At 69.0% G+C, this 13,897-nt stretch carries 15 protein-coding genes; all 15 read left to right on the top strand.

Going from position 1 to position 13,897, the window contains the following annotated elements:
* The first annotated feature begins 137 nt into the window (after positions 1 to 137).
* Positions 138 to 1,253, top strand: coding sequence for a Nickel transporter NicT (gene nicT / locus G6N51_RS27705; RefSeq protein ID WP_083172938.1), 1,116 nt, complete (start codon positions 138 to 140; stop codon positions 1,251 to 1,253).
* Between the two features lie 85 nt (positions 1,254 to 1,338).
* Entirely contained in the window at positions 1,339 to 1,674 is a 336-nt protein-coding gene (locus G6N51_RS27700; RefSeq protein ID WP_083172937.1) for a hydrogenase maturation nickel metallochaperone HypA, read from the top strand.
* 28 nt (positions 1,675 to 1,702) lie between these two features.
* Entirely contained in the window at positions 1,703 to 2,473 is a 771-nt protein-coding gene (gene hypB, locus G6N51_RS27695; protein WP_083172936.1) for a hydrogenase nickel incorporation protein HypB, read from the top strand.
* Positions 2,474 to 2,703: 230 nt separating this feature from the next.
* On the top strand, positions 2,704 to 3,759 hold the full coding sequence (locus G6N51_RS27690; protein ID WP_083172935.1) for an NADH-quinone oxidoreductase subunit B family protein: 1,056 nt from the start codon (positions 2,704 to 2,706) through the stop codon (positions 3,757 to 3,759).
* A gap of 81 nt (positions 3,760 to 3,840) precedes the next feature.
* Positions 3,841 to 5,640, top strand: coding sequence for a nickel-dependent hydrogenase large subunit (locus G6N51_RS27685; RefSeq protein WP_083172934.1), 1,800 nt, complete (start codon positions 3,841 to 3,843; stop codon positions 5,638 to 5,640).
* 56 nt (positions 5,641 to 5,696) lie between these two features.
* Positions 5,697 to 6,602, top strand: a complete 906-nt coding sequence (locus tag G6N51_RS27680) for a NifU family protein (RefSeq protein ID WP_083172933.1) — start codon at positions 5,697 to 5,699, stop codon at positions 6,600 to 6,602.
* Entirely contained in the window at positions 6,599 to 7,225 is a 627-nt protein-coding gene (locus tag G6N51_RS27675) for a DUF5947 family protein (RefSeq protein ID WP_083172932.1), read from the top strand. Before G6N51_RS27680 ends, G6N51_RS27675 begins: the two co-directional genes overlap by 4 nt.
* Positions 7,222 to 7,872, top strand: a complete 651-nt coding sequence (locus G6N51_RS27670; protein ID WP_083172931.1) for a DUF6084 family protein — start codon at positions 7,222 to 7,224, stop codon at positions 7,870 to 7,872. The genes G6N51_RS27675 and G6N51_RS27670 overlap by 4 nt, the downstream gene beginning before the upstream one ends.
* A complete protein-coding gene (locus tag G6N51_RS27665) occupies positions 7,869 to 9,194 on the top strand; it encodes a hypothetical protein (RefSeq protein ID WP_083172930.1) in 1,326 nt (441 codons plus the stop codon). The genes G6N51_RS27670 and G6N51_RS27665 overlap by 4 nt, the downstream gene beginning before the upstream one ends.
* 14 nt (positions 9,195 to 9,208) lie before the next feature.
* The gene (locus tag G6N51_RS29765) at positions 9,209 to 9,328 is read left to right on the top strand and encodes a DUF6893 family small protein (protein WP_372510046.1); all 120 of its coding nucleotides are present in this window, start codon (positions 9,209 to 9,211) and stop codon (positions 9,326 to 9,328) included.
* An 18-nt stretch (positions 9,329 to 9,346) separates the two neighbouring features.
* A complete protein-coding gene (locus tag G6N51_RS27660; RefSeq protein ID WP_083172929.1) occupies positions 9,347 to 9,844 on the top strand; it encodes a hydrogenase maturation protease in 498 nt (165 codons plus the stop codon).
* 1 nt (position 9,845) lies between these two features.
* Entirely contained in the window at positions 9,846 to 10,112 is a 267-nt protein-coding gene (locus G6N51_RS27655) for a HypC/HybG/HupF family hydrogenase formation chaperone (protein ID WP_083172928.1), read from the top strand.
* 1 nt (position 10,113) lies between these two features.
* Positions 10,114 to 12,480, top strand: a complete 2,367-nt coding sequence (gene hypF / locus G6N51_RS27650) for a carbamoyltransferase HypF (protein WP_083172927.1) — start codon at positions 10,114 to 10,116, stop codon at positions 12,478 to 12,480.
* A gap of 3 nt (positions 12,481 to 12,483) precedes the next feature.
* Positions 12,484 to 13,203: a HypC/HybG/HupF family hydrogenase formation chaperone gene (locus tag G6N51_RS27645; protein ID WP_083172926.1), complete on the top strand. Its 720-nt coding sequence runs from the start codon at positions 12,484 to 12,486 to the stop codon at positions 13,201 to 13,203.
* Positions 13,200 to 13,874 (top strand): D-sedoheptulose-7-phosphate isomerase, encoded by a 675-nt coding sequence (locus tag G6N51_RS27640; RefSeq protein WP_083172925.1) that lies wholly within the window; start codon positions 13,200 to 13,202, stop codon positions 13,872 to 13,874. Before G6N51_RS27645 ends, G6N51_RS27640 begins: the two co-directional genes overlap by 4 nt.
* Positions 13,875 to 13,897: the final 23 nt, after the last annotated feature.

The following is a 13,897-nucleotide window of genomic DNA, read 5'->3' as shown; positions in this document are numbered from 1 at the left end:
CGCCAGTTTTCGGCCGGATTCGGCCCCCTGGCGGGTGCCGGCGATTCCTGCAATCCATTTGCATCTGGTTGACCGTGGCGCGTACCGGCACATACAGTCGTGCCGGTGGTTCCCCGCCCGAGGCTGGAAGGACCCCGGTGACCGGTACTGAGCTCGACTGGCGCCCGTCATGGACGACCAGGCTTCGCGCCGCCTGCACGCCGGCGGAGTGGTGGCGGCTCGCGGCGATGTCGGCGGTCATTGTCGCGCTGCACGTGGTCGGTTGGTTCACCCTGACGGCCTTGGTGGCCCCGGCGCAATTCAGCTTCGGCGGCAAGGCATTTGGCGTCGGCGTCGGGGTGACGGCCTACACCCTGGGAATGCGGCACGCGTTCGACGCCGACCACATCGCCGCCATCGACAACACCACCCGCAAGCTGATGAACGACGGGCAGCGCCCGCTGGCCGTCGGATTCTTCTTCTCGCTGGGTCATTCCACGGTGGTCTTCGGGCTGGCGGTCCTGCTGGCGTGCGGGGTCAAGACGATCGTCGGGCCGGTCCGGAACGATGCGTCGGCGCTGCACCACTACACGGGGCTGATCGGCACCGGCGTCTCCGGTGTGTTCCTCTACGCGATCGGCCTGCTCAACGTCATCGTGCTGGTGGGCATCCTGCGGGTGTTCGCCCGGCTGCGCCGCGGCGACTACGACCACGAAACCGACGGGGCCGAACTGGAACGGCAGCTGGACAACCGGGGCCTGATGAACCGATTCCTGCGCCGCTTCACCAAATCGATAACCAAGTCGTGGCACTCCTACCCCGTTGGGGTGCTGTTCGGTCTCGGCTTCGACACGGCGACCGAGATCGCGCTGCTGGTCCTGGCCGGCACCAGCGCGGCCGCCGGGCTGCCGTGGTACGCGATCCTGTGCCTGCCCGTGCTGTTCACCGCCGGCATGTGCCTGCTGGACACCATCGACGGCTCGTTCATGAACTTCGCCTACGGCTGGGCCTTTTCCAACCCGGTCCGCAAGATCTACTACAACATCACCATCACCGCCCTGTCGGTGGTGGTCGCGCTGCTGATCGGCAGCGTCGAACTCCTCACCCTGTTCGCCGAACAGTTCGGCTGGCGGGGCGCGTTCTGGACCTGGATCGGCGGGCTCGATCTCAACGCCGTCGGCTATTTCATCGTCGGGACGTTCGTCGTCACCTGGGCGGTGGCTCTGCTGGTCTGGCGTTACGGGCGTCTCGAACAGAAGTGGACGTCCTCCTGAGCGGGTACCCAACACTGCTGCGCGCTCGGGGCGTTCGGGTGTAGAACAGTGCTCATGAGCCTGGGGCGGACGCCGGTGATCGGCGGTGCATGAGCTGTCGCTGTGCGAGGCGATCGCCGGTGTGGCCAAGACGCATGCCGATGGCCGCCACGTCGACGTGGTGCGGGTTCGGATCGGGGCGCTTCGCCAGGTGGTGCCCGAGTCGCTGTCGTTCTGCTGGACCCTGGTGCGGGACGCCGAGGACATGCCGGAGGCCGAGCTGGAACTCGAGTGCGTCGCCGCCGAGGTGCGCTGCCGGGCGTGCGGCAGGCGATCGGAGATCACGTCGGCCTGGTCGATCTGGTGTCCGCAATGCGACAGTTCGGACGTCGAGGTGTTGCGCGGCAACGAATTCTTGGTGACGTCGCTGGACGTCTCGTGAAAAGCGCCTGCTCCGAACGGATTTGACCATGGGTAGATTTCATCGGCATGACGACGGAACCGTGCACACCCACGAGCACGACGATCCCGATCATCGGCACGGCGATCACGGCCAGTACCAGACCGGCAGGCAGCGCGTCGACGTGCTGGAGGCGATCTTCGCCGAGAACGACCTGCTCGCCGACGCCAACCGGGCGGCGTTCGAGAGCAACGGGGTGCGCACCGTCAACCTGATGAGCTCACCGGGTTCGGGCAAGACGACCGTCCTGCAGGCCACGCTCGACGAGCTCGCCGGTGAGATCGCGATCGGGGTGATCGAGGGTGACATCGCCACCGATCTGGACGCGGCCAAGCTCAGCGGTCGTGGCGCCCAGGTGTCACTGCTCAACACCAGCAACGGTTTTGGCGGCGAGTGCCATCTCGACGCGCCGATGGTGAACCGGGCACTGCCGGGGCTCGACCTGCCCGCCCTGGACCTGGTCATCATCGAGAACGTGGGCAACTTGGTGTGCCCGGCGGAGTTCGACGTCGGCGAGCACGCCAAGGCCATGGTCTACTCCGTGACCGAGGGCGAGGACAAGCCGCTGAAGTACCCGGTCATGTTCCGGTCGGTGGATGTGGTGTTGATCAACAAGATTGACTTGGTTCCGTACCTCGACGTCGACGTCGACACCTACATCTCCCATGTGCGCCAGGTCAATGCGGCGGCGACGATCCTGCCGCTCAGTGCGCGCACCGGCGCCGGGATGGGCGCGTGGTTCGGCTGGCTGCGACGTTTCGCCGCCGAGCCGCGAGCCTAACCGGTCCGTCTTGCAAGGGTTTTGCAGGACGCCGGAACTTTTCGCATGGCGCCGGGTGCGCGTGCGGCGGCACGGCAGGGCGATGCAACGGTTGTCTAACCAGTTGGTGCCGCGGAACCGTTGACACGCCCGGTGGTGAGGAGTAGACCCGGAAATTAGCGCCGCGCAAGTGGGCCGACGGTCGACTCCGGCGGCGCAGGGGCCCCAGCCCGGTCCCGGAAAGCTGCAGCATGCCAACAGAAGCAGCAGTCAAAGCGGAAGAAACATTGATTCATGTTCTATGGATCAATGCTGGGCTCAGTTGTGACGGCGATTCGGTGGCGTTGACTGCCGCCACCCAACCCAGCGTCGAGGAGATCGCCTTGGGCGCTCTGCCGGGGCTGCCGAAGGTCGCCGTGCACTGGCCGCTCATCGATTTCGAGTGCGGACCCAACGGGGGGGCGGACGACTTCCTGTCCTGGTTCTTCAAAGCCGATCGTGGCGAGCTGGAACCCTTCGTGCTCGTCGTCGAAGGATCCATCCCCAACGAGAAGATCAAGGACGAGGGCTATTGGTGCGGGTTCGGCAACGACCCGGCCACCGGCCAGCCGATGACCACCAGCGAGTGGCTCGACCGGTTGTCGCCCAAGGCCACCGCGATCGTCGCGGTCGGGACCTGCGCCACCTACGGGGGCATCCACGCAATGGCCGGCAACCCGACGGGGGCGATGGGGGTACCCGACTACCTCGGCTGGGACTGGAAGAGCAAGGCCGGCATCCCGATCGTGTGTGTGCCCGGTTGCCCGATCCATCCCGACAACCTGTCGGAGACGCTGACCTATCTGCTCTACATGGCGACCGGCCAGGCGCCGATGATTCCGCTCGACGACGCGCTGCGCCCCACCTGGTTGTTCGGCGCCACCGTCCACGAAGGCTGTGACCGGGCGGGCTACTACGAGCAGGGCGACTTCGCCACCGAATACGGATCGCCGAAATGCATTGTCAAGCTTGGCTGTTGGGGCCCAGTGGTCAAATGCAACGTGCCCAAGCGGGGATGGATCAACGGTGTCGGCGGCTGCCCCAACGTGGGCGGGATCTGCATCGGATGCACGATGCCGGGCTTCCCCGACAAGTTCATGCCGTTCATGGACGAACCGCCGGGGGGCAAGTTCTCCAGCGCCGCATCGGGCCTGTACGGCACCGTGATTCGCAATTTGAGGGGTATCACGGCGCGCACCGTCGACAAGGAACCTCGGTGGCGCCACACCGGTAACCAACTCACCACCGGGGCGCGCCGCACCTGGTAGGCGACTACCAGGTCGGGTGCGCGTCGTCCCCATCGCCTGAACCCTCAGGCCGAACAGCCCACAGCGGGAAGAAGAAGCGCGATGACAACCATCATTCCGGAGCCCACCCACGCCAACCGGGAACCCGGCCAACTGGTCGACATGGCCTGGGACCCGATCACCAGGATCGTCGGCAGCCTGGGCATCTACACCAAGATCGACTTCGAGAACAAGGAAGTCGTCGAGTGCCACAGCACCTCGTCGATCTTCCGCGGCTACTCGATCTTCATGAAGGGCAAGGACCCTCGCGACGCCCACTTCATCACCAGCCGGATCTGCGGCATCTGCGGCGACAACCACGCCACGTGCTCGTGCTACGCGCAGAACATGGCGTACGGGGTCAAGCCGCCACACCTGGGCGAGTGGATCGTCAACCTCGGCGAGGCCGCGGAATACATGTTCGACCACAACATCTTCCAGGAGAACCTGGTCGGCGTGGACTTCTGCGAGAAGATGGTCTCCGAGACCAACCCGAGCGTGCTCTCCCTGGCGGAGAAGACTCAGGCGCCGCACGCCGACGCGCACGGGTACCGCACCATCGCCGACATCATGCGCTCGCTCAACCCGTTCAGCGGCGAGTTCTACCGGGAGGCGCTGGTGGTCAGCCGCTGGACTCGGGAGATGTTCTGCCTCATGGAGGGTCGCCACGTGCACCCGTCCACGCTGTACCCCGGCGGGGTGGGCACCGTCGCGACCATCCAGCTGATGACCGACTACATGACCCGGCTGATGCGCTACGTCGAGTTCATGAAGAAGGTCGTGCCGATGCACGACGACCTGTTCGACTTCTTCTACGACGCGCTGCCCGGCTACGAGAAGGTCGGGCTGCGCCGCACGCTGCTGGGCTGCTGGGGCTCCTTCCAGGACCCCGAGGTGTGCAACTTCGAATACAAGGACATGGAGCGCTGGGGCAACGCGATGTTCGTCACCCCGGGTGTGGTGGTCGACGGCAAACTCCTCACCCACTCGCTGGTGGACATCAACCTCGGCATCCGGATCCTCTTGGGCAGTTCGTATTACGACGACTGGACCGACCAGGAGATGTTCGTCAAGACCGACCCCCTCGGCAACCAGGTGGACCGGCGCCACCCCTGGAACCAGCACACCAACCCGCACCCGCAGAAGCGCGACATGGACGGCGGCAAGTACAGCTGGGTGATGTCGCCGCGCTGGTTCGACGGCACGGACCACCTGGCGCTGGACACCGGCGGCGGCCCCCTGGCCCGGTTGTGGGCGACCGCGCTGGCCGGCCTGGTCGACATCGGCTACGTCAAGGCGACCGGCAACAGCGTCAAGATCAACCTGCCCAAGACCGCGCTCAAGGGCCCGGTCGAGTTCGAGTGGAAGGTGCCCAAGTACGGCAGCAACACGATCGAACGGGACCGGGCGCGCACCTACTTCCAGGCCTACGCGGCGGCGTGCGCGCTGCACTTCGCGGAGAAGGCGCTCGCCGAGATCCGTGCCGGCCGCACCAAGACGTGGGAGCGCTTCGAGGTGCCCGACGAGGCGATCGGCTGCGGCTTCACCGAGGCGGTCCGCGGCGTGCTCAGCCACCACCTGGTGATCCGGGACGGCAAGATCGCCAACTACCACCCGTACCCGCCCACGCCGTGGAACGCCAACCCGCGCGACAGCTACGGGACGCCGGGGCCCTACGAGGACGCGGTGCAGGGCCAGCCCATCTTCGAGGAGAACAGCCGCGAGAACTTCAAGGGCATCGACGTCATGCGCACGGTGCGCAGCTTCGACCCGTGCCTGCCCTGCGGCGTGCACATGTACCTGGGCAAGGGCAAGACCCTCGACAGACTGCACACGCCAACACAGTCACCCGTCGGGGAGTGACGATCGCAAGCGCGGCGAAGCCGGGCGCAGGGGGTCGTCACATTAACGGAGGACGCATGGCGGATCGCCCGGAGGAACCCCCGATGACATCGGACAACGACGCGAAATGGCGCACGGCGGGCGATCGGATCCAGACCCTGCTGGATTCCTGCGCGGCGGGCGGCGCGGCCGCGCAGGAACGCGCGAGGGAGTTGGTCCGCGAGGTGGTCGGGCTCTACGGGGCCGGGCTGGAGCGGATCATGCTGCTGGTTCAGGACGGACCAGGCCCCGGCCTGGCCGAGCGGCTGGCCACCGACGACCTGGTGGCCAGCCTGCTCCTTGTCCACGGCCTGCACCCGCACGACGTGCACCGCCGGGTGTCCGAGGCGCTCGACCGGGTGCGGCCCTACCTGGGCTCGCACGGCGGGGACGTCGACCTGATCGGAGTCGACGGCGACACGGTGCGGTTGGCGTTCACCGGCAGTTGCAAGAGCTGCCCGTCGTCGGCGGTGACGTTGGAACTGGCGGTCCAGGACGCGGTCCGCGCGGCGGCGCCCGAGGTCTCGTCGATCGAGGTGGTGCCCGCAGACGCCGCCACCGCGGGCGTCATCCCCGCCGAATCCCTGCTGACACACCTGCATTCGAACGGCCCCGGCACCTGGCACGGAATGCCCGAGCTGGCCGAGCTGTCGCCCGGCGAGGTCGCGGGCTATCAGGTCGACGGAACGACGCTGCTGGCCTGCCGCGTCGACGACCGGACCTTCGCCTACCGCGACCACTGCCCCGTCTGTGACGACACGCTCGCCGGTGCGGCGCTGCGGCAGTCGCTACTCGAATGCCCCCGCTGCGGATCGCTGTTCGACGTCGTGCATGCGGGCGCCGGGGTGAACGTCGCGGCGCACCTGGATCCCCTGCCGCTGTTGGCGCGCGACGGCGTGCTGTCGGTGGCGTTGCGGCCCGAGACGATGGGCGCCCCGGCATGACGACCCCGTACGAGGTGCTCACCCAGATCCGCAGCAACCGGCCGGCCCCCGAACCGGCCGGCGAGCGGTGCGAGATGTGCTCGGAATCGATCGCCGACGAACACCAGCACGTGGTCAATGTGGCCGACCGCCAGCTGATGTGCGTGTGCCGCGCCTGCTACCTGCTGTTCACCGACTCCCGGGCCGAGCTCCGCTACCGCGCGGTGCCCGACCGATATCTGTCCTTCCCCGACTTCGCGCTGGACCGGCGCGCCTGGGAGGCGCTGCAGATCCCGGTGGGCGTCGCCTTCTTCTTCACCAACTCCGCGCTCGGGCGCACCGTCGCCTTCTACCCCGGGCCGGCCGGGGCCTGCGAATCCGAGCTGGCGCTGGATGTTTGGGACGCGCTCAGGGGCGCCGACGCGCGGGTGGGCCTGCTGGCCGACGACGTCGAGGCGCTCTTGGTCCGGGTGCCCGAATCGGGTCCGCCGCAGAGCTACCTCGTCCCCGTCGACGCCTGCTACGAATTCGTCGGGCGGCTCCGCCTGCTCTGGCGTGGGTTCGACGGCGGGCAGCAGGCGCGCGAGTTCATCGACGACTTCTTCGCCCACCTCGAAGCGCGCGCAGTGATGACACCGCCATGATGGACATCGACTTCTCCGTGCTGGACGTGGCGCCCGAACCGTACACCGTCACCCCGGTGCTGACCGCCCGGGTCGCCGTGGCCACCGGCGGATCGCAGGTGATGGACCCCGTGCACGCGATCGCCCTGCGCTGCCAGGTCCGCATCGAGCCGCTGCGGCGGTCCTACTCCGACGACGAGGCCGCCGGGTTGACGGACCTGTTCGGGCCGCGCGAGCGGTGGGCGAGCACCCAGCGCACCTTCCTCTGGCAGCACTGCACCGCGATGGTGCAGGGGTTCACCGGCAACACGACGGTGGCGCTGCCGCTGGATTGCACCTACGACTTCGAGGTCGCCGCGGCCAAATACCTGCACGCGCTGCGCGACGGCGCCATGCCCCTCCAATTCCTGTTCAGCGGAACGATTTTCGTCAAATCCGACCGCGGGTTTTCCGTCCAGCAAGTCCCGTGGGACTGCGAAGACCGCTACGACATGCCCGTCGCGGTCTGGCGGCAGCTGATCGCCCAGCACTACCCGAACGCCGGATGGCTGCGGTTGAGTCACGAAACCATCGCCGCGCTGGCCGCCTACAAGTCGGCGCACGGTCTGCTCGACCTCGACCACGCGATCACCTCGCTGCTCGACGCGGACCGGGAGACGGCGCTGTGACCGGGGATCGGGACCGGGCCCGCGCCGTCGCCGACGCGGTGCTCTACGAGGGCTACCTGCTCTACCCGTACCGCGGGACGTCGAGCAAGAACCAATCACGCTGGCAATTCGGCGTTCTGGGACCGCCCGGGGCCGCCGAAGCCGGCCTGGGAGAGGACGCCACCCTGTCGGCGCAGTTCCTGGTCGACGGCGCCCGGGAGCTGAGCCTGGCGGTGCGGTTCCTGCAGTTGCAGCACCGCCGCGCCGAGCGCGAAGTCGCCCCCGGCGAATACCGGCCCGTCGAGCAGCTGACGACCGCCGGCGGGTCCTGGCTCACCTGGGACGAGGCGGTCGAATGCGAAAGGTCCTTCGGCCCTGTCGCGTTGGACGGCCGGCCGTGGACACTGTCGGTGACGGCGGATGGGGGCACCGACATCGAGCTCCTCGATGGTGGTCGCCTGGTGCGCCAACGACGGGAGGTGCGCGGCGTGCTGACGGTCGCGAGCGAGGCGGACGGCGACCTGTGCCGGGTGTCGGTGCGGGTCAGCAACGTCGGCGACGGCGCGGTCGACAAGAACGACTCGATCGCGCGGTCCATGATCGGAACGCACCTCATCGCCGAGATCGCCGAAGGGCAGTTCGTCTCGCTGCTCGAGCCGCCCCCGGCGGCGTCCGACGCGGTGTCCCGCTGCGGTCAGCACCGCTGTTTCCCCGTGCTGGCCGGCCCACCCGGCGCCCGGAACCTGCTGCTGATCTCGCCGATCATCCTCTACGACCACCCCGAGGTCGCCGAACAGAGCGACACCGCCCTGTACGACTGCACGGAGATCGACGAGATCCTCACCCTGCGCGTGATGACCATGACGGACGAGGAGAAGGCGCAGGCCCGCGCCACCGACCCGCGCGCGGCGCGGATCATCGACCAGTGCGACGCAATGTCACCCGAGGCGATGGCGCGGCTGCACGGCGTGCTGCGCGATCCCCACGCGATCTCGGGCCTGGTCCCGGAGATCCCGGAGGGGGTCGACTGGTGGGATCCATTGGCCGACAACGCGGTTCGTCCGGAGATCGATGCCGTGCTGGTGAACGGGATTCGGGTGGCGCGCGACAGCCGGGTACGGTTGCGGCCGAGACGCAACGCCGACGCGCAAGACATCTTCGTGGCCGGCAAGACCGCCCGTGTGACCTCCGTGCACTCCGACGTCGAGGGCAACAAGCACGTGGCGGTCGTCGTCGAGGACGACCCCGCCGCCGACCTGCACGACTGGTACGGCCGTTACCTGTATTTCTCCCCCGACGAAATCGAACCCCTGGACGCTCACCGCAGCCCTGCAAACTCGTGAAAGGAGTGTTCGAGATGGAAATCCTCGGTTGGATATTCCTCGCTATCATCGCGTTGGTGCTCGCGATCGGATTGGCGCTGGGGGTGGTATCGATACCCGACGCCCGCCGCTACCTCAGGCTGAGGCGGATGTAACTTGCTCGGACGACGGAGATGACGGCGCGCATCCTGGTTGCGGGCATCGGCAACATCTTCCTGGGCGACGACGGTTTCGGATCGGAAGTGATCCGCAATGCCGACATCGCGCAGGACGACCCGAGCGTCCGCGTCACCGACTACGGCATCCGCGGCATGCACCTGGCCTACGACCTGCTCGAGGAATGGGACACGCTGGTGCTCGTCGACGCGGTCCCCAGCCGCGGCAACCCCGGCACGTTGCACGTCTTCCAGGCCGACCATGAATCCGGTTCGGCCGCCGCGGGTTTCGACGGCCACAGCATGGATCCGGCGGCGGTGTTCGCCAGCCTGCGGGCGCTGGGCGGCACGCCGCCGTACACGGTCGTCGTCGGGTGCGAGGCGGGCTGCGTCGAGGAGGGCATGGGCCTCACCGAGGCCGTGGCCAAGGCGGTTCCCCGCGCCGCGCGGGCCGTCGAGGAGATCGTCGCGGCGTTGCAGCTGCACCCGGTCGCAACCACCCGAGGGGAACCCTGACATGTGTCTGGGGATCCCCGGTCAAGTGATCCGGATGCTGGACGGCTTCGAAGGGCAGCTGGCCCTGGTCGACGTCACGGGCGAACAGCGCAGGGTCAACGTCGGCATGCTGCCGGAAGAGACGTTCAATCCCGGCGACTGGATCATCATCCACATGGGCTTCGCCGTCGAAAAGACCGACCGCGCGGGCGCCGAACAGGCGATGGCCGGGCTGGAGCTGATGGGCAGGGGCCGCACGGATCCTTCCGACTTCCCGGAGGGCGGCTGAGATGACCCGGCCGCCCCTGCTGCTGCGGCATGACCCCGCTCATACCCGGGTTCGGCAGCGCATCACCGTGACCGGTGTCGTGCAGGGGGTTGGCTTCCGGCCCTTCGTGCACCGCGTGGCGACCGAGCTCGGCCTGTCCGGCTTCGTCGGCAACGACTCCGGCGCCGTCTTCCTCGAGGTGCAGGGCGAACCCGCACGCCTGGCCGAGTTCGGCAGGCGCCTGCGCGCCGACGCCCCGCCGCTGGCCCGGGTCACCGGCGTCACGGTCGACGAGATCGCCCCCGACGCCGGCCACGGACCCGAGTTCCGGATCGTGGACAGCCGCACCGCCCCCGGCGCCACGACGCCGATCCCGCCCGACATCGCGGTCTGCGACGACTGCGTCGCCGAGCTCTTCGACCCGCGCGACAGGCGCTACCGGCACCCGTTCGTCACCTGCACCAACTGCGGGCCGCGGTTCACCATCATCCGCGAGCTGCCCTATGACCGCCCGGCCACCACCATGTCGGCCTTCGCCATGTGTGCGCGCTGCGCCGACGAATACCACGACCCGGCGGATCGCCGGTTCCACGCGCAGCCGATCGCCTGCCCCGATTGCGGTCCGACACTGTGGTTTCGCTCGCCGGCCGGCCGGATCGACGGCCCGGACGCCGCGCTGTCGGCCACCCAGCGCGCGCTAACCGCGGGTGCGGTGGTCGCCATCAAGGGCGTCGGCGGCTACCACCTGGCCTGCTCCGTCAGCGACAGCGCCGCCGTGGCCGCGCTGCGCGCGCGAAAGGCCCGTGGCGCCAAGCCTTTTGCCGTGTTGGTCCGCGACCTCGCGGTCGCGCGCCGCTACGCCTACGTCGACGACACCGAGGCCGCGGCGCTGCTGGGTCCCGCCCGCCCGATCGTGCTGCTGCGCCGGCTGCCGAGTGCCGACACCGCGCCCGTCGCCGACGCCGTCGCACCCCGCAGCCCACTGCTCGGCCTGATGCTGCCGTACTCCCCCATCCACCACCTGCTGCTGGCGCCCGTCCCCGGCGCCGCCGAGCCGCCCCCGGCCGCGCTGGTGCTCACCAGCGCCAACCGATCCGACGAGCCCATCTGCTTCACCGATGACGATGCGGCGCAACGACTCCCGGCGCTGTGTGACGCGGTCCTCGACCACGACCGCCCGATCCACGTCCCCTGCGACGACTCGGTGGTGCGCATCGTGAAAGACGCCGGACGCGGCGCCGAACTGCCGATCCGCCGGTCACGCGGCTACGCGCCGCTGCCGGTCGAGTTGAATGTCAGCGGGCCGGCGGTGCTGGCGGTCGGCGGCGAATTGAAGAACACCTTCTGCCTCACCGACGGCGCGCGCGCCTACCTGTCCGGGCACATCGGCGACATGGGCACCTGGGAGACGCTGCGCGCATTCGTGCGGGCGGTGGGCCAGCTCAGCGAGATTCGCGGCGAGCCGGCCCGGTTGGCCGCCGACCTGCATCCCGGGTATCACACCCGCAGCTGGGCCGAGCGCCACGCGGAGGGTCGGCCGCTGGACCTCATCCAGCACCATCACGCGCACGTGGTGTCGCTGCTGGCCGAGCACGGACGCCTCGGCGAACCAATCGTCGGAGTCTCCTTCGACGGCACCGGGTACGGATGCGACCAGTCCGTCTGGGGCGGTGAGATTCTGCGGCTCGGCCGCGACAGCCACCGATTCGTCCGCGCCGGCCACCTGCTCCCGGTGCCGCTGCCCGGCGGCGACGCGGCGGTCCGCAACCCGTGGCGGATGGCGCTGTCCCAGTTGTGGTCGGCCGGCATCGACTGGACCACCGACCTGGCCCCCGTCGCCGCGGTCACCCCGGACGAATTACGCGTCACCCGTTCCCAATTGGAGACGGGAACCGGCTGCGTGCCGTGTTCGAGCATGGGCCGACTCTTCGACGCGGTCGCCTCGTTGCTCGGGGTGCGGCACCGCATCGACTACGAAGGCCAGGCCGCCATCGAGCTGGAGGCGCTGGCGGAGTCGGCGGCGGACGAAGCCGGGCCGTCGCTGCCGCTCACGGTGCACGCCGACGGGGTGATCGATCCCGCCCCCATGGTGCAGACGCTGGTGTCGGCGCTCTACGCCGGCACGCGGCCCGCGCCGCTGGCCGCGGCGTTCCACCGGGCCGTCGCGGATGCCGTCGCCGAGGTGGTCGGCCGGGTGGCCGGCGCCATCCGGCTGGTAGGGCTGACCGGCGGGGTGTTCCAGAATGTGTTGTTGCTCAACGCGTGTCGTCAGCGGTTGCAGCCGGCGGGCTTCGAGGTGCTGACCCACCGCACTGTTCCGCCGAATGACGGCGGGCTCGCCCTGGGTCAGGCCGCGATCTCCATGCTGACCGCGCTGAAGGGGGACTGAGAAATGACCACCACGGCCATCGATCGCGGCCTGGGCGCCGAACTGACCTCGGACCTGGCCGCCACCGCGTTCACACTCGCCAAGCGCTTCGCCGCGGGCGCCACCATGTGGTCGATCGCGCCGTCGTGGGAACCGCACGCCCTGCACATCGCGGTCGAGTTCGTCCACCCGGTGATCATGGGCAAACGTGCGCTTCCCGCGGTGGCGCTGACCGGACCCGATCTGGTGGACCTGGTCCGGGTGTCCGTGCGCCCGGGGGACGTCGTGGTCGCGGTCTCCGGCGCGGACGACGCGCAGGTCCGCTCGGTGATGCGGCGCGCCCCCGCGTGGGGCGCCACCACCATCTGGATCGGTAGCGCCGAGCGCCCGGCGCCGGGCATGGCCGATCACGTGCTGTGGCTCGACGACCCCGACCCGCGCGTGCCCGCCACGGGTGGCTTCGTGCTGTTCTACCACCTGCTGTGGGAGCTGACCCACGTGTGTTTCGAACACCCCGGGCTGCTGAAACCCGAGTCCCCCGAGTCGGTTTGCGTCACCTGCAGCGACGAGGGCCGCCCGGGCGAGGCGGTGACGGCGTCGGCCGACGGCCAGGCCACGGTCCGCACCGCGCGGGGCATCGAAAACGTGGTGACCACGCTGATCGACCCGGTCGCCGCCGGGGACCTGGTGCTGGTGCACGCGGGCATGGCGATCGGCAGACTGGAAGACGAGGAGGGGCGATGAGTGCCGCGGACGAACCCACCAACTTCCTGTACCCGTTCATCGACGCGCAGGAAGACGATGCCGGCTCGCTGCTGGCCGACCTGGCCGCGTCGGCGCAGGCGAAGGCGGCCGAGAGTCTGGCGCTGCGGCGCTCCACGCTGGAAGCCAACGCCGCGTTGCTCGGTCAGGCCGCCGCCGAGCTGGCGCGCCGCTTCGCGGCGGGCGGACGCATGTTCAGCTTCGGAAACGGCGGCAGCTGCACCGATTCCACCACCCTGGCGACGCTGTTCGCCCGGCCGCCGGTCGGCAAGCCGTTGCCCGCGTGGCCGCTGACCACCGACCAGGCCATCCTGACCGCCCTGGGCAACGACGTCGGATTCGAGTTGGTGTTCGCCCGGCAGTTGATCGCCCGCGCCTGCGCCGGTGACATCGCGATCGCCATGTCGACCAGTGGCGGCTCGCCCAACCTGCTCGCCGCGCTGGCCGAGGCGCGTCAACGCGGCCTGTACACCGTCGGATTCGCCGGCTACGACGGCGGGGCGTTCGCGGACAACCCGAATGTGGACGCCTGCTTCGTCGTTCGCTCGCAAAGCGTGCACCGGATACAGGAAGCGCAGGCACTGCTGGGCTATCAGCTGTGGCTGAGCGTGCATCAACACCTCGGCGGCGAGCAGGGGTTGGGGGCGGCATGAACCGCGCCGGCGACGATGCAGAG

This window comes from Mycobacterium paraseoulense (assembly GCF_010731655.1).
Lineage (GTDB): Bacteria > Actinomycetota > Actinomycetes > Mycobacteriales > Mycobacteriaceae > Mycobacterium > Mycobacterium paraseoulense.
The sequence above is the reverse complement of the archived record's forward strand: the minus strand, read 5'-3'. Positions and strand labels throughout refer to the sequence as shown.